Annotated in this window: 11 protein-coding genes; 9 read left to right on the top strand and 2 right to left on the bottom strand. The window is 48.1% G+C overall.

Annotated features, from left to right (window positions below):
• Window positions 1-191: 191 nt before the first annotated feature.
• Window positions 192-2672, bottom strand: a complete 2481-nt coding sequence (locus IRJ16_RS20620) for a zinc-dependent metalloprotease (protein ID WP_194113550.1) — start codon at window positions 2670-2672, stop codon at window positions 192-194.
• Between the two features lie 224 nt (window positions 2673-2896).
• On the opposite strand from IRJ16_RS20620, the gene IRJ16_RS20625 reads away from it, so the two are divergent.
• The gene (locus IRJ16_RS20625; protein WP_194113551.1) at window positions 2897-4117 is read left to right on the top strand and encodes a GAF domain-containing sensor histidine kinase; all 1221 of its coding nucleotides are present in this window, start codon (window positions 2897-2899) and stop codon (window positions 4115-4117) included.
• 212 nt (window positions 4118-4329) lie between these two features.
• On the opposite strand, the gene IRJ16_RS20630 is transcribed toward IRJ16_RS20625, so the two are convergent.
• Window positions 4330-6420, bottom strand: coding sequence for a heavy metal translocating P-type ATPase (locus IRJ16_RS20630; protein ID WP_194113552.1), 2091 nt, complete (start codon window positions 6418-6420; stop codon window positions 4330-4332).
• Window positions 6421-6571: 151 nt separating this feature from the next.
• On the opposite strand from IRJ16_RS20630, the gene IRJ16_RS20635 reads away from it, so the two are divergent.
• From IRJ16_RS20635 to IRJ16_RS20670, 8 genes are all read left to right on the top strand, one after another.
• Complete coding sequence (locus IRJ16_RS20635) at window positions 6572-8155, top strand: glycoside hydrolase family 172 protein (protein ID WP_194113553.1); 1584 nt, start codon at window positions 6572-6574, stop codon at window positions 8153-8155.
• 16 nt (window positions 8156-8171) lie between these two features.
• Window positions 8172-9020 carry an SGNH/GDSL hydrolase family protein gene (locus IRJ16_RS20640; protein WP_194113554.1) on the top strand — a complete coding sequence of 283 codons (849 nt, stop codon included), beginning with the start codon at window positions 8172-8174 and terminating at the stop codon, window positions 9018-9020.
• Window positions 9021-9156: 136 nt separating this feature from the next.
• Complete coding sequence (locus tag IRJ16_RS20645; protein WP_194113555.1) at window positions 9157-10278, top strand: SPFH domain-containing protein; 1122 nt, start codon at window positions 9157-9159, stop codon at window positions 10276-10278.
• 12 nt (window positions 10279-10290) lie between these two features.
• Window positions 10291-11421: a PepSY domain-containing protein gene (locus IRJ16_RS20650; RefSeq protein WP_194113556.1), complete on the top strand. Its 1131-nt coding sequence runs from the start codon at window positions 10291-10293 to the stop codon at window positions 11419-11421.
• A gap of 18 nt (window positions 11422-11439) precedes the next feature.
• On the top strand, window positions 11440-11988 hold the full coding sequence (locus tag IRJ16_RS20655; RefSeq protein WP_194113557.1) for a hypothetical protein: 549 nt from the start codon (window positions 11440-11442) through the stop codon (window positions 11986-11988).
• Window positions 11989-12123: 135 nt separating this feature from the next.
• Complete coding sequence (locus tag IRJ16_RS20660; RefSeq protein ID WP_194113558.1) at window positions 12124-12804, top strand: hypothetical protein; 681 nt, start codon at window positions 12124-12126, stop codon at window positions 12802-12804.
• 341 nt (window positions 12805-13145) lie between these two features.
• Window positions 13146-21692 carry a carboxypeptidase-like regulatory domain-containing protein gene (locus tag IRJ16_RS20665; RefSeq protein WP_194113559.1) on the top strand — a complete coding sequence of 2849 codons (8547 nt, stop codon included), beginning with the start codon at window positions 13146-13148 and terminating at the stop codon, window positions 21690-21692.
• Between the two features lie 113 nt (window positions 21693-21805).
• Window positions 21806-24589, top strand: coding sequence for a carboxypeptidase-like regulatory domain-containing protein (locus IRJ16_RS20670; protein ID WP_194113560.1), 2784 nt, complete (start codon window positions 21806-21808; stop codon window positions 24587-24589).
• Window positions 24590-24602 lie beyond the last annotated feature (13 nt).

A 24602-nucleotide genomic window follows, 5' to 3' on the forward strand; every position in this document is an offset into this window, starting at 1 on the left:
GATCGCTTAATATCTTATTCCCACGGCTAACAAGTCTTTTATCCGCAAGGTCCCTAAAATTACGTAATGACATCGGACACGAAACTAATCATAAAAGATGTGTCCACACGATAGGCTCAAGCGGGGAAGCGAGACTTAATGATCGCTGAAAAGTCACTTGCTACTCGATACTAAATACTCGTTACCCGTTACTAATACCTCTCAAACACCTCAAAAGTCCTATCAGGCATACCGATCGGCGCTCCCGGTGGCATTTGAGCTACCGGCGTAGGTTGGAATTTGTTAGGATCTTTTTCAAACTCGCCGATCTGTTGCAGGCCGAAGAGTAAAGTGGCTTTCTCCTTGCCTTGGGTACTTGTCAGTTTGCCGGCCATCCAGTCTTTCAGTTCGGTCACTTTAAGCAGGGCTTCTCCGCGCACGTTCTCGCCGCTGCTGCTGTCGGCGGCAAGGCCAAGCAGTTTTTTTAAGATCAGGTTGTTCACCATTATTTGCAGTTCGCCTTTGTAGCCGGGTTGTAATGGGGCTTTCCAGGTAAGATCAAGCATTTTGTCCACTATGGCCAGCAGGCTTGGGTTTTTAGCATCACGGGCGTTGTACTCAATAATGCGGGCGGCACGTTCGCTCATTAGCAAGTTATCCAAGGTTGCTCCGGCGGCGCTTTCGGCGGCGGCTATCGGGTCAAAAGTAGGGCCTGTGTTGCCGCTGAAGGTCTCTACACTGCCGGGGAAACCTTCGGGGCGCGGTGGTATCTTCTTGATCAGCTCTTCGGGTAAGGCCAATGCATCCGGGGTGATAGTAGCCATCAGCGCGTCAAAAGCACGCCACTGCTCGGCCGGGTCTACCATTTTTGTCGGGGCCTGTCCATCGTTCTTAACCGCATGGGTAAAATACAACCCGCCAATCCATTTAGCCACGGCTTCTACCTGGAAACGGTGTAATAGGTACATCGGCACCAAAACCTCGTTCAGGGTAGCCATGGGTGCATCTTTTGGGATCGCTTTCTCCGAGAAGTTATCCAGCACATGGCGGCGCACCTTCATCAATTTATTCAACTGGTCGATGGGGTTGGTGCCGTCCTCCCATTGGTTAGACATGGGGTGGGCATAGCCGCCAATATCAGGGATGTATTGATGCCCCTCGGCCAGTGTCTGTTTCATGATCTTATCCAGTGCGGCATCCTCGTCAACTCCTTTGGCAAAGTCTGAGTAGCCCCAGATGATCGCTCGTTTATCCCATGTGCCAATGCCTTTGGCGTAAGCGTCGGACAGGTCGATAGTGCCGTCGGTTTTTAAATTAAAGCGTGGGTAGGGGTAATCCATTACCGATGCACGGTCTTTAAAGCTGGCGGCAAAGTTATGGGTGAGGCCCAGGGTATGGCCTATCTCGTGCGCGGATAACTGGCGGATGCGAGCCAGCGCCATTTCTTCCATTTGCTTAGGGATCGGTTTGCCATCCACATAAGGTTGCAGCAGGCCTTCGGCGATCAAAAAATCCTCACGGTGACGATCAGACCCTAAGGTCACCACCCCTTTAATGATCTCGCCGGTGCGCGGATCAATGTATGATGCCCCATACGAGAATGCTCGTGTAGGCGAACCGGAGCGTGTTACCCAATTCACTACGTTGTAGCGGATGTCCATGGGGTCGGCACCTTCGGGCAGTTCTTTGACAATAAATGCATTTTTATAACCGGCCGCTTCAAAAGCCTGATTCCACCACGCGCCGCCTTCCATCAAAGCTTTTTTAATGATCGGTTGCGCACCACGGTCGATATAATAAACAATAGGCTCCACAGCCTCGCTCACCGCTGCTGATGGGTCTTTTTTGGCTAATCGATGGCGCTCTGTAAATTTCTTATTGATCGGCTCGGTCATAGGTGCGGCAAAGTCCAAATACTGGAAAGCAAAGAATCCAGCCCGTGGGTCAAATTTGCGCATCTTATAACCTGCCAGCGGTGGCAGCTCCACAAAAGCCTGATGCTCGTTCAGCGTTACCGACGAGTTATCCGGCGCCATTCGTCCACGGCCGCTGCCGGCAAAGGTAAGCATCGCTTCAAACTCAGTATTTTTTGGGAAGTTTTTGGTATTATCCATATAAACTACCGACCGCGAGTCATCCAAGCGATAACCGCCACCTCCCGTAACTGCCGAACCGCGTCCTAAACCGTCGCCAACTTTCATCACATCGCGCACGATAAAAGAGGTCAGATCAACCAGCGACTTACCACCTTCGGTAGCAACAGCCGTAAAGGCGAACAATACTGACTTAGCAAAGTTGGCCTCCACGGCTTTCTTCTCATCCGCATTGCCGTTAACGGCGCGATAGGCGGTGACAGGTTGGATCAGGAATATCTTAGGCCCCATCTTTACAAATTTGGTCACTGCCGATGATGCCCCGCCTCGCTCGGAGTTGCCGTTGCCAACGCCACTCACCAGCGAACTGAAGTATAGGAATTCGGTATCGAACTTATCTATCTCCAGGTACATCTTGCCGCTTTTATCGTCATAATAAAAGTTGAAGTAGCCATCGTACTTCTTCATGTTTTGGGTGAACGATGCGATGGTAACCGACTGACCTGCTGCCGGTCGCGCTTCTGCACCGGGGCGGTTCTGGGCAATGGTGATGGTCGATGCCGAAAGTAATGAACTAAGGATGATCAAAGTTTTCTTCATACAGGTAAATTAGGGTGAAAGGCCATGCCTATTTGGTAAATTTAATCATCATTTGCATAAGTTGGTAATGATGAGCGGGTTTTATAGCGGTCATGATATCGTCAGATAGGAGCAACGCAATCGATTTTATTCCTAAAACGAATAAGCTTGATCATTTATTAAAAACCAATATGGGGATGATCGTGTAGATTTGGTTGCTATATTATTAACTGATACGCCGATATATGAGCCAAAGCACCTATCAATCTCCGATGCCTGTTAACGAAATGGACAGGTTGGAAGCATTAGCCGACCTTGATCTTGATTACACCGATCTGCAAAAAAGCTTTAGTGAGCTTACTAAGCTGGCCGCCAAGGTGGCCGGTACAGATATTTCAATGATCAACCTGATAGATATGTACACCCAATGGACAGTATCTAACTTCGGTTTGGACCTGGATCAAATGCCCCGCGAGGATTCGGTTTGCCAGCATACTATTATGCAGGATGAGGGATTTGAGGTGAATGATCTTTCTGCTGATGACAAGTTCAAGGATAAGTTTTACGTTACCGATGCCCCCAATTTAAAGTATTATTACGGTTTGCCATTGCAAACAAGCAATGGCAGCAATATTGGTGCGCTGTGCGTATTGGATACGCAGAAAAAGGATATCACGCCGGAGAAATCGGAGATGCTGAAGATCATTGCCGACGAGATCGTTAACCGGCTCAGGGCGATCAAAGCTATCCAGAAGCTCAAGGTAGACCTTAAGGAATCGAACGAAAAACAGAAACGTGTCGCTCATGATATCCGCGGACCTGTGGGCGGTATCATTGGTCTGGCCCGTATCATTGCTGAGCAGGGTGACGAGAACACGCTGGATGAGGTGTTGGAATTTATCACCATGATCCAAAAGAGCGGCCATTCTATCCTGGAACTGGCCGACGAGATACTAAGCGCCGATAACCCTAAAAAGAATGTAAAGCTTGGCGCCGATGAGTTTAACCAACTCCTGCTGAAGGAGAAACTGGAAAAGCTATACACGCCGCAAGCGATCAATAAACAGATTAACTTTAAGGTGATCACCAATGCCGAGACCGAGGTGATCCCATTCTCTAAGAATAAGTTGCTGCAGATCATCGGTAACCTGGTATCAAACTCGATGAAATTCACGCCGATAAGCGGCAGCGTGACCGTACGTATGGAGATCAAACTACGCGAACATAATAACGACCTGCACATTTTTGTAGAGGATACCGGTGTAGGTATGGATGACGCCAAGAAAGCCGAGATATTATCAGGCGATTGCAAATCGACCGATGGTACTTGTGGCGAGAATGGTTACGGCTTTGGACTGGCGCTGGTTAAGCATTTGGTAGACGGATTGAAAGGCTCGATGAATATCACATCGGTACAAGGACAGGGAACCACCTTCGAGATCGTGCTGCCGCAGGGGAAGTCTTAAGGTCTAAGTCGGAAGTCTTAGTTCAAAACGTCTTGATGCCAGTACAAGCCTGTGGCTTGTACTAAACTTCTATTTAAGCGTCCCGCTTAAATTAATAAACGATGACTAAGAATTTAAGCGACACGCTTAAATTCTTAGTCATACAAGTCACAGACTTGTACGGGCTTAGCAAACGTTAACGGACTTTTGACTTAAGGCTCCCGACTTAAGACTTATCTCAAATTCTTCACCTTCAACCTCAACGAATTCCCGATGACTACCACATCCGAAAATGCCATAGTGAACGCGCCCAGCATTGGGCTCATAAAGCCGCAGGCGGCTAATGGGATGGCTACCACGTTGTACGCAAAGGCCCAAAACAGGTTCTGTTTGATGGTGATCAGCGTGTGCTTGCTGACCCGCATAAAGAATAACAGGGAGTTAAGATCGGTATTTAGCAGGATCACACGGGCCGATTGGATGGCGATCTGGCTGGCATCGTTCATGGATACACCGACGTCGGCTTTGGTAAGGGCTGGGGCATCGTTAATGCCGTCGCCGATCATAATAGTTTTGCCTTTTTGTTTGTAAACGTCTATAATGGATAGCTTTTCGTCAGGTAGTTTTTCGGCGTGGACCTTTTCGATGCCGAGGGCTTGGGCCACGGTTTGACAGCGATCGGTCTTGTCGCCGCTTAACAGGACAGGCTTAATCCCTAATTTCTTCAACTCACTGATCAGGTTCGCCGCACCGGGTTTAATGTCGTCGTTAATGGCGATCCGCGCTACCGGCTGCTGATTTTTGTACAGCGAAAGGTTGAAAGCCGTGTCAATTTTGTCTTTTGATGCACCAAGGAAATAGTTATTGCCATCGCTATCCATTGCCCGCATGCCCAGGCCTTTCTCTTCGGATACGGTTTTTAGTATCACTTTTTCTTTAGCCAGCGGTTTCAATTGTTCCACTAAGGACTTGGCTATAGGGTGGTTAGAGCGTTCTTCGATAGCGGTTATTACACCGCGTATTTTTTCTATTGGCGTTTCGTCTAACACGTTGATATCTTGCAGTTTGAATTTACCAGTGGTCAGCGTACCGGTCTTATCAAACACTACGTATTTTGTATTGGCGACGGCTTCTATCGTATCACCGCCTTTGATCAAGACACCACCCTTTGCCGCACGGCCCAAGCCCACCATTACAGCGGTAGGTGTAGCCAAGCCCATAGCGCAAGGGCAGGATATGACCAGTACTGCAATTGCGTTCATCAAAGCGGTTTGCATCGATGTGCCAACGGCGTAATAAGTAATGCCGAAAGTCAGCAATGATATTAAGATCACTACCGGTACGAAAATGCCCGCTACCTTGTCACCCAGTTTTTGGATAGGCGGTTTGGCGGCTTGGGCACGTTTCATCAGATCAATGATCTGGGCCAGTACCGAATGCGAACCAACTTTGGTAGCCACAATACGGATACTCCCCGACTGTAAGATCGTCCCGCCGATCACGCTGTCGTATTTCTTTTTGTCGACGGGTAAGCTTTCGCCTGTCAGCATCGATTCATCTACCGAGGCATCACCGTCAATGATATCGCCATCTACAGGGATCTTATCGCCGGTGTTGATCAGCAGGATATCGCCCGACTTGACGTCGGTCGCATGGATCACCTCGACCTCGCCATCAATAACGCGGCGTGCATCCACCTGCTGAAATTTCACAAGATCCTTAACAGCCGAAGTGGTTTGAGTTACCGATCGTTTCTCAAACAGGTTACCCAATAGTACCAGGGTTATAATGGTAGCACAGGTCTCATAAAAAAGATAATTCTCGCCAAGGTTCTGTATCGTACCAACTAAGCTGTACACAAAGGCGGCGGTAGAACCGATCATGATCAGCACGTCCATATTGGGCACGCCGCCCCTAAGCGAGTTAATGGCGCTTTTGCCAAAATGCAGGCAGCCGACGATGAACACCGGGATACAAAAGGCTAACTGAATAGTGGAGTGGTGAAGCCAATGCCATGGCAAAACCATGTGCAGCAATAGGGGAGCAGTGAATATGGCGCAGAAAATCAGCTTGTTATCTACTTTTTGATAGAATTTTTCGTGGTGATTGGTGGCATCCTCTATTACGTGGTAACCCAGGCCTTCTATGGCGGCAATAACCTCGGGGACGGTAACCTGCTCGTTAGTGCTGAACTTTACTTCCTCGCTTGCAAAGTTGACAAGCACGTTCTGCAAGCCCTTCTTTTCTAAAAGCTTATGCACAGATATAGCACAGTTGTTGCAGTGCATCCCGGTAACGTTCAATTCAACCAACTCATTTGCCATAGCAACAAAGCTACCCAATAGTTTAGACGGCTTCTAAATACTTGCGTAAACGTTTTGTCATTTGATAATTAGAGTGAGATGATAATACAAGTTATACATCGGGCTTATTTAATATATTTGGATGTCTGCCACCTATTAAACCCTCATTACCGTGAAAAGAAACCTGTTATTATTTGCCTTGCTGTTGCCACTGAGCGTATTGGCACAAAAGACCGTCACCTTATCAACTTTATTAAAAGATCTTGGTGACTATGGTGCCGTTGCCAAATGGCCCGATCCAATGTACAAAGAAATGCAAGCGAGTAGCTACGACCGCAAGTCGGTATCGCCGGATCAGCCCGGCTGGTTTGCTAATGACGACCGCACACAATACATCCGCGAAGAGACTAATGAAGGTCGCAAAGAGCGGGTAATGATGGATGTGGATGGCCCCGGCGCTATCGTCCGTTTTTGGCTGACGACCTATAAACGTAACGGCAATATCCGTATCTATTTTGACGGACAGACCACGCCCGAGATTACCATACCTGCCTATGATCTGATGAAGAGCGGCCTGCCTATCGGCTCGGGACTGTTGACACGCCATTCCAGCTACGAGGCTAAAGAGAAAGGCGGTAGCAACCTGTACCTGCCCATGCCTTACGCTAAACATTGCAAGGTGACCTTTGAGGAGTTGGAGAAGAATTTTGAACCGAGATATTATCAGATCAATTACCGCCAGTATCCTAAGGGGACAAAGGTGGAGACGTTCACGTTGAAACAGTTAGAAAGCGCCAATACATTGGTAGCCGGTGCTAATTATAAATTGTCACATCCGCCAGGTGCGCCAAGGTCATCTACCCAAAAGAACGATATCTCTTTAGCATCAGGTAAGAGCAGGAGCTTAGCCCTGCCGCCGGGCCCTAACGCGGTGCGTTGGTTAACCATTGATCTGAAAACAGAAAAACCCGAAGATCGCGATCAGGCTTTACGCTCGGTGGTGCTAAAAATGGTATTGGATGGTGAGCAGACAGTGAATGTCCCGGTCGGCGACTTTGGTGGCGCAGGGGCAGGCGCTAAACGCTTGCAAAGCTTTTACCGCACTATTGCCGACGACGGCAAGATCATTAGCCGCTGGGTGATGCCCTATCAAAAGTCGGGCGAACTTATTTTAGAGAACACCGGGGATATAAATGTCTCCTTAACTTGGTATGCTTACTCCGCCCCGTGGCAATGGGATGCCCGCAGCATGTATTTCCACGCCGATTGGAAAAATGAAGAGAAAGTTCCATTCAAACATAACGAGGAGAATAAACCCACCGATTGGACCATGATCAGCATTACCGGCAAAGGTGTATTTGTTGGCGATGCCCTGGCAGTTTACAACCACTCGCACAAATGGTATGGCGAAGGCGATCAAAAGCTCTGGATAGACGGCGAAAAATTCCCGTCCGAGTTCGGTACCGGGGCCGAGGATTATTACAATACATCGTGGGCACCGGTGGTGCTGTACCAAACACCATTCGCCAATGCGCCGAGGGCGGATAATCCCGATTCGTTCGGGCATAACACTTTTACCCGTACGCGTAATTTGGATGCTGTGCCGTTCACCAACTCTTTCAAATACACCTTAGAGACGCTTGGTTGGGAGAATAACGCCGCCGACTTTGCACCGACAATTTACTGGTACGGCTTCAAAGGTGCTAAGAGCGATATTTCGGCGCAGCCGATGAAGCCGGGTAAGTTGCCGCAATAATTTAACATCTGTATAAATGAAAATATTATATACTGTCCGTCGTGCTGTTTTGGCGTTGATCATCTTAATTCCTTTGGCTGCCTTCGCGCCTGAAAAGAAGTTACGCTGGATGGCTATCGGCGATTCTATCACTTATCATAACAGCCACATCGGCGATACCAAAGGTCGCATCAAGCATGGTTATATGGATTATTTGGTGGAGCAACTACCCAACATCAGCTTTGCCGAGCATGGTCGCCCGGGCTGGACAGTGAAAGGCATTGCGGAGAATATCGGCCAGTTCGGTTTGGAAAAAGCCAACGTTTACTCCATATTTTTAGGCACTAACGATTGGTGGGTGGATCTACCGATAGGAACCCTTGCCGACTATCAAAACAACACTGGCACAACTACCGCTTACGGCGCTTACAGGGTGCTGATCGACTATATCCGCAAGCTAAATGCCGATGCGCATATTATCCTGATCACCCCAATGCAACGCACCGATTTTGTGGATCTGAATAATCAGAACAGTATAATTTACGGATCATACAAACCCAACAGGTCGGGGCATTATCTGTTAGAATATGCGGATGCAATAAAGACCATCGCCAAAGAGGAGAAACTGGACCTTGCCGATCTTTATTACAAAAGCGGCGTCACGCCTAAAACAGCCGTCGCGTATAAGCGCCTAAAAGATCCTAAAACGGGGGAGTACCGCAACTATAAATATCCTGACTATCTGGACGTGCCATTTGATCCAAAAACTGACGAATATCCATACCCGGTGGATGCGATGACGATGACCTACGACGGCCTGCACCCGTCGGACAAAGGCCATCAGCTAATCGCGAAGATGCTGGCCAAGATCATGAAGAAATATTGACATGGTGAAATGCATCTGCGCTCTTCTTGTAACAACTGTAAACCCGCGCTGTCCAAATATCAAATATTAACGATAGGATATTGCCGCGTATAATATTTTCTTTATATTTAAAGTATTAAACCTTGACTACGCGATCATGAGCTTTTTTAATAAACTCTTAGGAGAATTTATAGATGTTATAGAGTGGGTAGATAATACTCAGAATACGCTGGTGTGGAAATTTCCGCGTAATGATAATGCCATTAAAATGGGCGCCAAGTTGACCGTCCGCGAATCGCAAGCCGCCATTTTTGTGAACGAAGGCAAAATCGCCGATGTATTTATGCCCGGCATGTACGAGTTGCAAACATCTAACATGCCCATCCTCACCACGTTAAATAGTTGGAAGCATTTGTTTAACAGTCCATTTAAAGTAGACATTTATTTTGTGAGCCTTCGCCAGTTCACTAATCAAAAATGGGGGACCAAAAACCCGGTGATGATCCGCGATGCGGAATTTGGCCCCGTGCGCTTGCGTGCTTTCGGTTCATTTAATTTTAGGGTATTTGACCCTAAAATGTTCTTTACCGAGGTATCGGCCACCAACCCGAACTTCAATGTCGAGGATATCAGCGAGCAATTGCGCAACACAGTAGTGTCCCGCTCGATGGATGCCGTGGCGCAATCAAAACTGCCGGTGCTTGATCTGGCCGCCAATTACGATGAGTTAGGCGCCTTGATCACCAAAGCCGTACAGCCGGATATGACCGAGATAGGTCTTAACGTGACCAAGCTATTGGTCGAGAATATTTCGTTGCCGGCCGAGGTTGAACAGGTGCTGGATAAGCGCAGCAGTATGGGCATCATTGGTAATTTGGGCGCTTATGCGCAATTCCAGGCCGCTAACGCGATGGAGCAAAACGCAACCTCGGGTAATTCAATTGGCGGTACGATGGCATCGGCCGGTATTGGCCTGGCTACCGGGGCGGCTATGATGGGGCAGATGGGCAACGTTTTTCAGCAGAACCAGTTCGACCCTAACCAAGGCCGTAACGAAACACCACCGCCGCCACCGCCTGCGCCGGTAGAATTCCATGTGGCTGTTGATGGTAAGTCGGTAGGGCCGCGTAGCCTGAGCGAAATTGACGCTATGATAAGCAACGAAGCCATCACCCGCGATACACTGGTTTGGAAAAAAGGCATGGCTGGTTGGGCGGCCGCAAGTACGGTTGCCGAACTGGCCGATCTGTTTAGTAACGAACCGCCACCGCTGGCCTAACTACATCTTTTTATGATAGACGAAGCTAACGCGGCCCAGTTAGATAAAAACTCGCTGAAGTGCGGCGGGTGCGGCGCTTTGCTGCATTTTAAACCAGGCACACATAGCCTAAGCTGCCAATACTGCGGCGAGACCAACGAGATAAAAGGCGATGGTACCGAACACCATATCATATCGCTCGATTACGAAAAATTTGTAGCCGGTATCGATTCAGCCAGGCAGGATGACGGGCACAAGGTGGTCAACTGCAATAATTGCGGCTCTACGACGGTGCTGGATCAGTTCGTCTCATCTGAATGTTGTCCGTTCTGTGCCTCGGGTTTAGTGTTGGATCTCAAGGGAGGACAACAATATGTGCCGCCGCACTATGTGTTACCCTTCGGTATTAATCAGCAGCAGGGCATAGCCTTTTTTGATAAATGGCTGAAAGGCCTGTGGTGGGCGCCCAATGATCTGTCTAAGAAAGTGCGCAGCAGCGCATCGTCGCTTAGGGGCGTTTACATACCGCATTGGGCTTATGATACTTATGCCGTTACCGATTACACCGGCGAACGTGGCGACTATTATTACACCACTGAGCGTTACACGGTAACGATCAATGGCCGGCAGGAATCCCGCACAAGGCAGGTTAGGCATACCCGCTGGTCGTACGCGTCGGGGACAGTAGCAAGGCAATTTGATGACGTGCTGGTAGCGGCCAGTAAGTCGTTGGATGAAAAAACGCTGACCAAACTTGGTCCCTGGGACTTCGGTGCGATGGTGAAATTTGACGAACGTTACATGAGCGGTTTCCGCTCCGAGACCTATCAGATAGACCCCCAGACAGGGTTTGGGTTAGCGGCCAACATCATGCACCCGCAAGTACTATCCGACATCCGCCATGACATTGGCGGCGACGACCAACGCATCGACAGCACCGATACCGACCATCAGGACAAAATGATCAAGTACGTAATGCTGCCGGTTTGGGTGAGTGCGTACAACTATAACAACAAGGTTTACCAATTTACCATCAACGCCAACACCGGAGAAGTGATCGGTCAGCGGCCGTTAAGTTGGATCAAGATCACCTTGGCGATATTGTTTGTACTGGCCTTGATCGCTTTGGCTGTGGTGTTTTTTCAGATGCAGGAGGGGAGATAGTATTATCGGTCTTATAATATGAACACTAAAGAAATGATGGAACTGAAGCAGTTCGACCTTAATTTCGATAGACTTCACTATACGATCCAACCTTCCGGTATCAGATTAGTTAATAAAGGCATGGCATCAAATTCTGATATCTTTGTCAAATTCGAATCTGTTGGATCCAAAGTAATAGTTGAAAATACCCGAAACCTACGTTGGCTTGGTTGGTCAGTATTATTTTTAGTGATCGCCATAGCTATTTTTGTGATCCGGTGGTTAGGAGAAGATGTGGAACGAGGTGCCGAAATACTCTACTTTAGTATCTCTATGTTCTTGTTGACAATATTCTTACTAACGAATAAGAAGCGTGTCTTTCTTGCCAGAGAAGATAACACTGGTGCAGTAGAATTTATCAATACTAAAAGATATAGACCGAAAGTGGATCAATTTATTAAGGTGCTTTTATTGGCGAGAAATACATATTTGATAGATAAATATTCCAAAATGGATGAGTACATTCCTTATGATCAACAACACGCAAACCTTACTTGGCTTTACAATTTAGGATTGATGACTGAATAACAGCTAACTGAAAGAATAGATGAGTTGGATATTATATCTAAAGACCCTGAAAAACCGATCCGTGTTGTAAAGGTTAAGGGTTTTAGGGATAATCATTGATCGCCAAGTTTTCATCTATTCAAACTAATACCCCCCATGCCACCCCACCACCTCCCCGCCGACGGTGGCCTCATCTACACCGAGACCAACGTTGATCATTTCTTTCCCGAGCCGCTGAATATGGTTACCTCGGCTTTGTTTTTGATCCCGGCTTTGTACTGGCTCATCAGGTTAAAGGGGTTTGATAAGCGTTATATCTTCCTCAGCATAGCCACCTACTTTTTGCTGACGGCCTGCATTGGCAGTACGGTCTACCACGGTTTGCGCCGCTGGGCCTTCTTTATCTATATGGATTGGCTGCCTATTGCCGCGCTGTGCCTGCTGGCCAGCGGGTACTTTTGGTATAAGGTATTGGGCAAATGGTATTACGGTGTGCTGGCCTTTGCGGCTTTCATTGCTACGGTGTTCGGCATACGCACGTTTATGCCGGTGCAGAATTTGCAATTGTCTATCAGCTTAAATTATGGGGTAATGGGGCTGATGATCGTACTGCCGCTGTTCCTGTTATTATCGCGCATGCAGTGGCGCGGTGTCGGCTTGGTTTTAACTGCTCTGCTTGCCTTTGCTACAGCCCTGTTTTTCCGCGTGGCAGATCAGTGGGCCTGGGTAAGTTTCGGTACACATTTCTTATGGCATTTCTTCGGTTGTGGGGCAACTTCGGCCATCTTCTTGTTCATCTACAGGCTTAAAGACCTCCCATCGTTAGCTCTTCGTTAAAATTCCTGACCAATCTGTCAGTATGGGTGTCGGCGGCATCTCTCGACGCATAAAAAATATCGTCGCTAACGTGCCCTTTTTGAAATTTGCGCCACTAACTGTCTAAAAAACAATTAAAACCAAAACTATAAGGATAGTGCACCGCTATTGTGTACTTTATAATAATACTATGCTAACATTGTAATAATGTTAACAAATGTAGGGCTGACAATTGATAATTTTATTAATAACTGTCTTATTTACAATAATTTATATTAAAAAATGTCATAAAAAATTATGAATTTATAATTCTTTATCTCTAACATTGTCTTACCCTAAAGCCAATTAAAAACCATCTACCTATGTCGGGCTTTCAACCTAAATTCACTAAACTGTTCGGTCATGCTTTAATGCTGGCCGTTCTGATGCTGTCGTTCGCTTTCACTATAAAGAAAGCGGACGACCCTATCGACAAACTTATCGCCGCCCTGCAAAAATGGAGTACCATCAACCCGCAAGAAAAGGTGTACATCCACATGGATAAACCTTACTATGCGCTTGGCGATACCATCTGGTTCAAAGGTTATGTAATGACGGGAAGTCGCCACCAACTATCGGCCGTAAGTGGTGCCGTGCACGTGGATCTGGTGAACGACCGCGACTCGATCATCCGCTCACTAAAACTTCCGGTCAGCGCAGGCATGGTTATGGGCGACCTGGAGTTGGGCGACGGTTTTACTGAAGGCAACTATCGCCTGCGTGCCTACACCCAATGGATGCGCAACGCCGGCGAGGAGTACTTTTTTCATAAAACATTCACAGTCGGCTCTATTATTAGTAATAATGTGATCACCCGGTCAAGCTACCAATACGTAACCAATAACAACAAAACCGAATTACAAGGCACACTTACTTTCACCGACGATAAAGGCAGCCCGCTGGCTAACACCGATATCCTATACCGCTACTTTGTCAACAAAAAAGCCGCCTGGCGCCGCGAAGGCAAAACCAACGCCAAAGGTGAGTTGCTGTTGACTATCGATACTGATAAGAACACCGAACTTGCCGGTACATATATCCGCGCCTATCTGCAAAACGCCGATAAAAGAACCATTATTAGAGATTTTCCTGTTAAAGCGTCGTTATCAAAAACTGATGTACAATTCTTTCCTGAGGGAGGGCAACTGGTCAACGGTATCACCTCTCGTGTTGGCTTTAAAGCCTTAGGTGTTGAGGGGCTTGGTGTAAAAGTGACCGGCAAGGTTACAGATAACGAAGGTAAGGAAGTCGCCGTCATCAACAGCGGTTTTGCGGGGATGGGCAGCTTTGTATTAAGGCCGCAAACTGGTAAGATCTACAGTGCTAAACTGGTTTTCGAGGATGGCTCTAACCAAACCATCGCTTTGCCTAAAGCTGCCGATCAGGGCTATGTGCTTAGCGTTATTCAGACCCGTAAGGATAGTTTACTGGTGAGAATAGGCGCGTCGGCCGGTATGGTGTCGCAAACGATCAATGTGATCGCGCAGACGGGCGGTGAAACGGTATTCGCTTCGCCGATCACTGTGCAAAGCCAGGCTACGTCTATCTGGATGGCTAAAAAAGATTTCCCTTCGGGTATAGCCCAGTTCACCATTTTTAATGCCAACGGCGACCCGTTGAACGAGCGTGTGGCTTTCATTAAAAGTAACGACCAATTACAGCTAAGTGTTAAAAGCAACAAAGCCGAATACAAAAGCCGCGAAGCCATTTTCCTGAATATCGACGCGTTGAACGGCACAAAAAAACCGGTGGCGGGTAACTTCTCGGTATCAGTGATCGACGAAAGTAAACTGCCTTCGGATGAACGGTCAGAGAACTCTATATGGGCCAATACATTGCTTACAGCAGACATTAAGGGTTATGTAGAGAAACCCAACTACTATTTTTTGAACGATGATGATGTCACCAACGCCGAGCTGGATAACCTGATGCTGACCCAGGGATATCGCCGTTTTGTTTGGAAAGATATCATGACCAATATGGCAGCAACCGAAGCGGCTAAACCAAAATTCGAGGCGGAAGGTCTTGGATTTAAAGTGACTGGCCGTGTGCTGACGCTGGGTAAAAAGCCATTGGAAGGTGCGCTGGTAAGGATGATGTCGCGAGTGGCCAATGTTAGCTTAGCCGATACAACGGATGCTGAAGGTAAATTTAAGTTCGACGGGATATTCCTCACTGATAGCATCAAATTTGCGATCCAGGCGCGCGACCAAAAGAATACCGATAAGGTGATCATCCAACTGGATACCCTGCCGAAGCTTACCCTGAACAAGAATCCCAACCTGGCCGATGTAAATACCGACATCAACACCACGATGAAGGAATACATCGCCATCAGCAAAAAGCAGGATGAGGTGTATGAAAAGGCAGGTATGTTTGACAAGGTGCAGCGCTTGCGCGAAGTCCGCATAGGTGCCACAAAGTCCAAACCCGAAGCGTTGGCCCCTCAGGGTATGTTCACCATACCCGAAGGTACCGCCGATTTTTCTATGAAGCTGGAATCGCCCGAGCGGGCAGGTACCTTGCTTGATGCTTTCAGGATGAGGATGCCGGCCGGTACAAGGATACAGACCGCCCCCAACGGTACATTAGTGTTACAAGATCTGAGGGGTGTTAAACTTAACCTGATCGTTAACGGCCGTCGTATCACTAATGATGATGAGATATATGAAGAGTTGGACGGCGGGATAGTTCCAACCGATGTTGCCCGGATAGACGTGGTACGCACCAGTCAGGCCCAGATAAGCAGATTGGGCGGCCCGGCCATCATGATCGTCACTAAGGCGGTGTCTACCAGGCAACAGGCGTATACACCCAATATCGCTAATATATCGCCTAAAGGTTTTAACCGTGCAAGGGAGTTCTATCAGCCTAAATATGGCCGCCCTGGCGAAGCCAGTGTAATGCCCGATCTGCGTACCACTGTTTACTGGAACCCATATCTTAAAACCGGCACCGACGGTAAAGCCACCATAGCTTTCTTTAATGCCGATGGCCCGGGCGATTATAAAGTGATCGTAGAGGGCATTGATGCCGACGGACAGTTGGGCAGGCAGGTGTTACGCTATAAAGTAAGTGGTGGTGCGGGGATAGCGTCGTCAACCTCAACCCCGATGGCTAAGGCCGCGGCGGGTGCCCCGGTAATGATCGCTACCGCCCTGGATACCATGCGCCAAAAATTACCGATAGAAAAAGTGTACCTGCATACAGATAGGCCATACTATAATATCGGCGACACGCTGTGGTTCAAAGGCTACCTTACTGATGCTGAAGGTCGTCCGTCAAAACAGAGCGGTATGCTTTATGTAGAACTGGATAATGATAGTACCGAAGCCGTTCGCCGCGTAAGTTTAAGAGTAAAGGATGGCATGGCCACCGGACAGATCCCATTGCTGACGAACATTTTCAGGGAAGGCGGTTACACGCTGCGCGCCTACACCAACTGGATGCAAAACTTTGGTCAGGACCTGATCTACAGCCAGCGCTTTTATCTGGGCGTACCGGCTACAGATGCCTGGCTGGTGAAGTCGAGCGCGGGTATCAAGCGCGAGGGCGATAAGGACAGGTTAGACGTGGAACTAAAACTTAACCGCGCCAATAACAAGCTATCACCTTTGGCCATGAAAAAGGTAGAGGTGAAGATATACGAAGGCGACCGTTACTTGTACCGGGAAGAAATGCAGACCGGCGTGGACGGCAGCCTGAAACTTGGCAAGGCCCTAAAAGATAAGCTGGACGGCCGCATTTTACGCGTACAGATCAAAAGCCTTGAAGCTGATGATAAAGAAAAGACCGTGCAAGTACCGCTCCGCATTAACCGCAGCCAAAAGACCGACCTGCAATTCCTGCCCGAAGGTGGCCATCTGGTGGCGGGGTTAAAGTCGGTAGTGGCGTTTAAAGCCATTGGCGAGGACGGGAAGAGCACGCCTGTGATCGGTCAGGTCACCGATAGCAAGGGTAACAAGGTAGCCGACTTTACCACCCTGAACAAGGGCATGGGCCGTTTTGACATTACCCCGGTAGCAGGGGAGACCTATATGGCCAAGATTATGCAGCCCGCCGGTATCGCACAAACTTATAAATTACCCAAGGTGAACGCGGCCGGTACGGTATTACATATCGATAACGAGGAGAGTACCGATATGGTAAAGATCAGCATTGCGGCAAGCGCGGGAGTGGCCGCAAACCCTGCTTTACCTGCTGATAGTGGGTATAACCTTATCGGGACATCGTCAGGTGGCAGGATAATTTATTCGGGCAAGGCCGAGTTGAATGGCGCGGCTGTGATGGTAAAGAAACAAGACCTGCCTGCAGGGATCACCCGCTTTAGCTTGCTGAAAGGCAAGACCGTGCTGAACGAGCGAGCGGTATACATCGAAAATAAAGATCAGCTCAATATCAAAATAGCCACCAATAAGACGGCTTACGCTAAACGCGACAGCGTTGCCCTGGAGGTGACCGTTACCGATAAAACAGGCGTGCCGGTGCAAGGCAACTTCTCGCTGGCTGTTACCGATAATACCCAGGTTAGGCCGGATAGTATCCTGAATAATGGTATTGCCACCCGACTGTTGCTGAGCGCAGGTTTGAAAGGCCATATCGAGGATCCGGGCTATTATCTGGACCGCAAAAACAGGGTGGCTTTAGATAACCTGCTGCTCACCCAGGGATGGACAGGCTATGATTGGAAAGATATCTTCGCTCAGCAAGCGCCTAAATACAAAGCCGAAAAGGACTTTGTGATCGCCGGTAAAGTGGTCAACCTGAGTAATAAGCCGGTGCCCAATAGCGAGGTGATGCTGTCATCGCAAAAGCCAAACTTTTTAAAGACCACGCAAACAGATGCAAACGGGCGCTATGTGTTTAACAAATTGCCGCTGACAGATTCGGGTTCGTTCTTTTTGCAGGCCAATGGTAAAAATGGTAAGGCAAGGTCTTTCGGTGGTATCACCGTCGAGAAGTTTGTACCGCTACCTGTCCCCGAAACTTTTAGGGATCCGGTATTGCCGTGGAATGTGAATAGCGATACTGTTCAGTTAAATTACGTAAAGCGCGTAGGTCAGCAAAAAGATGCCAATGTGCAGGGGCTGGGTACTATGCTTAGGGAGGTGAACATCAAAAATGGTAAGGTCATCAAAAACTCAGCCAACAGGGCAGGGCCTGGCCGGTCAGATCTTTCTTTTGACGAAGCCGATATCAAAGCATCATCTGTACTTAACCTGTGGGAGTTGATGCGCCAAAAATTACCGGGATTGAAGGTGGTGGAATATCACAACATGCCAACCTTAAAGCTGAACAACTTTTTAGTAGTAATAGATATCGACGGTGGTGGCCTGCCGCTACAATTGGCCAGCCCGCCTACTGTCGACGACCTGATCGCTGAATTAAGTATGTACCAGATAGCCACCTTTGCGGGTATGGAGGTGCTGTACAGCAGGCAGTTTATGGCCAAGTATGCCTTTAACGGAAATGTTGGCCCCTATAAAGGCACCGAAATATTGGAGTCGGAGCAAAAGGTGATCGGTTCTTTACCCTGGGATGAACCAACTGATGCATGGCGTTACGGCGGTCCATTCTATGCCGGAGCCAGTACTACACGCCCCGGTTATTTGGAGGCAAGGGCTAATGTACTTACCAACGCCGCTGTAGACATAGCGGTTATTGTGATCACCACCAAAGGTGGCACAGGCTGGCAGCGCGGTGATGCCCCAGCCAATGTAACTTACCGCCCGTTGCCGGTAATGCAGGCGCAGCGATTTTATAGTCCACGTTATAAGGTGGATGCAAAAGATGCAGGCATACCCGATTATCGCGCTACCGTACACTGGGACCCTAATGTGGTTACCGACGTTAATGGCAAAGCAAAACTATCGTTCTTTACTTCAGATCTGCCTAAGGATTATACCATCAACTTTCAGGGGATGACCCCTAACGGCGAGTTGGGTAGCATGGTGAAAAAGATGGGTGCCGGCGATAAGAACCCGCCGGTTGCAGTTGGGGAAGCCCCGCCGGCAGCAAAGCCTGTTATTGATGGTTCGCCCTCACCCGGGCCGTCGGCTCCGGTGACTACTAATAACGATGCCGAACAGATCAAGCCCGATCCCGGCACCATGTCGCCGGTGGCAACGGCCATTGATGACCTGCAAAAGAAGTTACCGATGGAGAAAGTATATGTGCATACCGATAAAGCCTACTATAACCTTGGCGATACGCTATGGTTCAAGGCTTACATAAAGGATGGCGAGAACCGCCCGTCTAAACAAAGCGGCCTGCTTTACGTGGAAATGGATGATGATAGTACCGAGGCTGTTAGGCGTATGGCTATCCCCGTAAAAGATGGCGTTGCCTGGGGCGAGATGAAACTCTCGCCTAAGATATTTCAGGAGGGCGGGCACACCCTTAGGGCTTATACAAATTGGATGCAAAATTTTGGCGATGACAAGTTCTTTCGCCAACGTTTTTATATAGGCATGCCTGTGCGGACAGCCTGGCTGGTAAAGTCAGAAGCAGGTATTAAAAAAGTTGAAGACAAGAACCAACTTGAAGTGGATATCAGACTGACCTATGGCGATAAGCGCCCCATTGCGCTAAAAGACCTGGAGGTGAAGATATACGAAGGCAAATACTACCTGCATAGAGAAAAATTACGTACCGGGGTTGATGGCAGCCTTAAACTGAACCATATTTTAAAGGACAAGGTAGACGGCGGCAACCTGCGCGTGCAGTTGACCAGCCTTAACGAAGCCGATAAAGGCAAACGCCTGCAAGTGCCGCTTACTATTAAACGAGCAGGCAAGACCGACCTGCAGTTTTTACCCGAAGGCGGGCAGTTGGTAGCAGGCTTAAAGTCGACCGTGGGTTTTAAGGCTTTGAGCGAGGACGGCAGGGGGATGGATCTGAGTGCCGATATTTTTGACAGTAAGGGCACCAAAGTTACATCCATCAGCAGCCTGTACAATGGTATGGGGACTTTTGAGCTGACATCCCTTGCAAATGAGGTTTACACCGCCCGCGTTACCAAACCGCTGGTTGCCGAAAAGGAATTTAAACTGCCGGCTGTAAAAGCTGTGGGGACTGTACTGCATATCAGCAATCCCGAGCAGAGCGGTGCCATTGAGGTCAATATAGCCGGGTTGACCGGTGTACAAGGGACCGAACCATTTTACCTGATAGCTACATCAGGGGGCAAGGTACGTTACTCGCAAACCATCGATGAGCAGAACAGCGTTTTAAAGGTATCCAAACAATTGTTCCCTACTGGGGTGGCCAGGTTCACGCTGATGAAAGGCCGCCAGCCATTGAACGATAGGATGGTTTTTGTTGATCACCGCGAGCGTTTAAGCTTTAGCATAGCATCTAACAAAAAGCGCTATAATAAACGCGATAGCGTGGCGCTGGATATTGTGGTGAAAGATCCGACAGGTATGCCGTTAAAAGGCAATTTCTCGTTAGCGGTTACCGATAACTCTATGGTGAGGCCCGATACCGTGGGCAATAACAACATCGGGACAAGTTTGCTGCTGGGTTCAGAATTGAAAGGCTTTGTAGAGCAGCCGGGTTACTATATTAATCGCACCGACAAAAATGCCTGGCAGGCTTTAGATAACCTTTTGCTGACCCAGGGCTGGAATAGCTACGATTGGGGCGATGCCTTTAAACCTGAGAAAAAGCCAAAGTACGCCGCCGAGAAAGAATTCGCCGTAGCGGGCCAGGTGCTTGGTTTAACCGGTAAGCCCGTGCCCAATAGTTCGGTACTGATATCATCTACCAAAAGTAATTTTGCAGCAACCACCTTTACCGATGCCGAAGGCCGTTTCAGGGAAACCAAAGTTCCGCGCTTAGATTCGGGCGCTTTCTTTATACAGGCGCAAAATGCCAAAGGTAAAGAGTTGACCTTTGGTGAAGTGGTGGTGGATAAGGTGATATTCCCAAAAGTGCCCGAATCGCATCGCAATACGGTAATGCCCTGGTACGTAAACTCGGATACGGCACAGCTGAACCTGGTAAGGCGTTTGGCGCAAAAGGCTGATATGTCTAACATAAAGGGAGTTGGGACGATGCTAAGGAATGTGGAGATAAAAAAAGCTAAAGTAATAAAAGGTTCTTTGAATCCATATCGCGGGGCTGATCTGGCTTTTGACGAGGCAGACATCCTTGAGTCAGAGGCTACATCGCTGTGGCAATTATTAAAGCAAAAAATGCCAAGCCTGCAGATCGTGGGTGTGATCATGTTGGATCAATATCATGGGGTGCCGGTGCTTAAATACAATCACTATCTTATAAACGGGGGCAGCCCGGCAACCTTTCATCCCACATCGTTTGCCATATCGGGCGATGTGCCGGTGCCTGACAAAAGGATAGGCACGTCGTCTGCTAAGGACTTACGTATGGATGGCAGTCAATTGATCTTATGGCTGCCGGAAGTTACCAAGGAAGCCGTGCTACAGGCAATGATGGAGATACAGATACCGATGTTAAAAGGTATGGAGATAGCGTACAGCACCGATTACGTCACTCAAAACCGTAATTATTATTTTGCATCTATCGAACTGACTTCCAAGGGCGGCGTTGGCTGGTTCAGAGAGCGCCAGCCTAACGTGGCTTACTATCGTCCGCTGCCCCGATTTGTACCACGGGAATTTTACAGCCCAAGGTATAAATTGAATGCTCCGATCAAAGGCGAGCCTGATTATCGGTCTACCTTATACTGGGAGCCTAACCTGATCACTGATGTGAATGGAAAAGCACGGGTGTCATTTTTTACGTCGGATCTGCCAACTAATTATACCATTAACATACAAGGTACCAGCGGCGATGGCTACATAGGTGGCGCGGTATTGAAATTGCCCGACTTATTAAAACAGTTGTAATTAAAAGGAGAGGAACGTTACATAATTGGGTTGATGTTAATTACATTAACCGTACATAATTAATATATTTAGCATCTTCAAAACCAATTATATAACCTAAGCATGTTTATCAAATGCCCCGATCAATCTCGTTAACACACCTCGTGGTGGTCGTAATGACCACTTTCGCGTCATTAGGGTCTTCGGTCAAGGCCGCAGGGAACTACCAAACTCAGACTTTAAACGATACCCTTCAAAAAATAAAGGCGGGTTTAGACACCATGCGCAAGCATTTGCCGGTAGAGAAAGTCTATCTGCATACCAATAAGCCCAATTATAGTTTAGGCGATACGCTTTGGTTCAAAGGCTATGTGACAGATGCTAATGGCAGGCCATCAAAACTAAGTGGCCTTCTTTATGTAGAGTTGAACGATGATAGTACCGAAGCCGTAAGGCGTATCAGTTTACCTATAAAGGAGGGTGCGGTACGCGGGCAGATACCACTTACCCGGGTAATATTTCACGAGGGAGCATACACACTGCGTGCATACACCAATTGGCAGCAAAACTTGGGCGATAGCTACTTTTTTAGCCGGCGTTTTTATTTGGCCGTGCCCGCTGCTTCGGCTTGGTTAGTTAAGTCGGTGGCCAACATAAATAAGATAGATGGCCGTGAACAGTTGAATGTGGAACTGAAACTAAGCGATAGCGACCGCAAACCTTTAGCGCTGAAAGATGTGGAGGTTAAGCTGTATGAGGGTAGGTTTTATCTGCTTAAAGAGGTGATGCGTACCGGCGTAGATGGCAGTATTAAGTTGAGGAAAAAATTGCGTGACAGTGTGGATATCAGCTATCTGCGCGTACAGGTAACCAGTTTGGACAAAAAGGATAAGAATAAGCGTATCCAGATCCCCCTTAACGTTGCCCGCGAGCGCAAAATAGACCTGCAATTTTTGCCCGAGGGTGGTAATTTGGTAGCCGGCCTAATATCCAAAGTAGGCTTTAAAGCTATAGGCGAGGACGGCCACGGGGTGAATATCAGCGGGGATATATTGGATAGTAGGGGCCAAAAGGTGGCAACATTTGCCAGCGGATACAAAGGTATGGGCAATTTTATGTTCGCGCCGGTGGCAGGGGAGCGTTATACTGCAACTATCAACAAGCAAAATATCAGCACCAAAACCTTTAACCTTCCCGCTGTGCAACAAGTTGGAACAGTGATGCAGGTAGACGCGGTTAGCGATACTGCCAATATTAGCATCAATTTGCAAGGCATAAAAAATTTTACTGCCGATGGTACTTGTTACCTTATTGGTAGCAGTGCCGGTAAAGTGCAGTATGCCCAAGCTATTGATGGTAATGAAAGTAGCTTTGTATTGCCTAAAACACTCTTAGCGACGGGAGTGGTCAGGTTTACATTATTAAAAGGGAGCAGGCCGCTGAATGATCGTGTGGTGTTCATTGATCATTGGGATAGGGCATTCATAAATGTAAAACCCCATAAAAGTATTTACGGGAGGCGGGATAGCGTCGCGTTGGAGATCAGCGTTAAAGATCGGATCGGCATGCCGCTTAAAGGGAACTTTTCAGTGTCTGTTACCGACGATTCGCAGGTAAAGGCCGATGTGGGTGGTAATTTCAATATCGCGGCAAGTTTATTATTAAAGGCAGGATTAAAAGGGACAATAGAAGAACCCGGCTATTATTTTAAGAGGAAGGACCAGGCAAGCTTACAAGCCTTGGATAACCTGATGCTCACCCAAGGCTGGGTCGGGTATGACTGGAAAGACGTTTTTGGCGCGCCATCTACACCAAAATTTGTTTTGGAAAAGGATCTGAAGATCACTGGTAAGGTGGTTGATGCTTGGAACAAACCCATGCCTAACGCCCCGGTGATGATATCATCGCAAAAGCCAACTTTTGTGACCACCACCATGGCCGATGCCGACGGAAAATTCACCTTTAGTGGTTTGCCGGCGATAGATTCGGGTTCGTTCTTTTTGCAGGCCAACAACAAAAATGGAAAGCACATTAAGTTTGGCGGGTTGATCGTAAATAAATTTAGGGCGCCCGATGTGCCCGATACCCAGAATGATGTTGTGACGCCCCGGTACGTTAATAGCAACGATGAGCAGCTAAATTATGTAGCCCGGATAGCGCAACGGGCCAATGCAGACAATACGGATGATGTGATCACCGCGGGGACACTGTTAAGAAATGTGACCGTTAATAATGTAAAACCTATAAAAGGCTCATGGTACAACATGGGCTCTATAAAACCAACAGCTGCGTTTGATGAAAGAGACATACAGGAGTCGACCGTAACAGACCTTTACCAATTTGCAAAGCAAAAACAACCGGGATTTAAGGTCATTCGTGGAAGGGATGGCCTGGCCAAAAGCGTTATTGACGGACGGACCCCGACAAGGTTCGGTTTTGTTGTAGACGGACCCAATTTTTTGCCGATGATCATTACCGATCCAACCTCGGTAGATGAGTTGATAGATGAATTGAAAAATTTTAAAATGGCTACTTTCAGCGGGGCCGAGATCTATCCTTGGATCGAAGAATTAAAGTCTCCGGGGATAGCCCTTATCTCTAAAAGCGATGCCGGCTGGTTCCGGAATAATACTACCGGCACCGCTAAATACCGCCCGTTGCCGCTGATGTATCCGCAGCAGTTCTACAGCCCCCGGTACAAAGCGGGCGAGCCGATCGTAGGCCTGCCCGACTACCGTTCAACCATTTACTGGGCGCCCGATGTTTATACCGATTTTAACGGCATAGCTACGGTGTCGTTCTGTACGTCGGACCTGCCGGCTAATTACACCATCAATATACAAGGCAATACGCCGGACGGTGAATTGGGTAGCGCGGTTTTAAAATTGCAGGAGGCGGTAAAAACTGTTGTTAAATGATGTTTTAAATTTT

Source organism: Mucilaginibacter myungsuensis (assembly GCF_015222005.1).
Lineage (GTDB): Bacteria > Bacteroidota > Bacteroidia > Sphingobacteriales > Sphingobacteriaceae > Mucilaginibacter > Mucilaginibacter myungsuensis.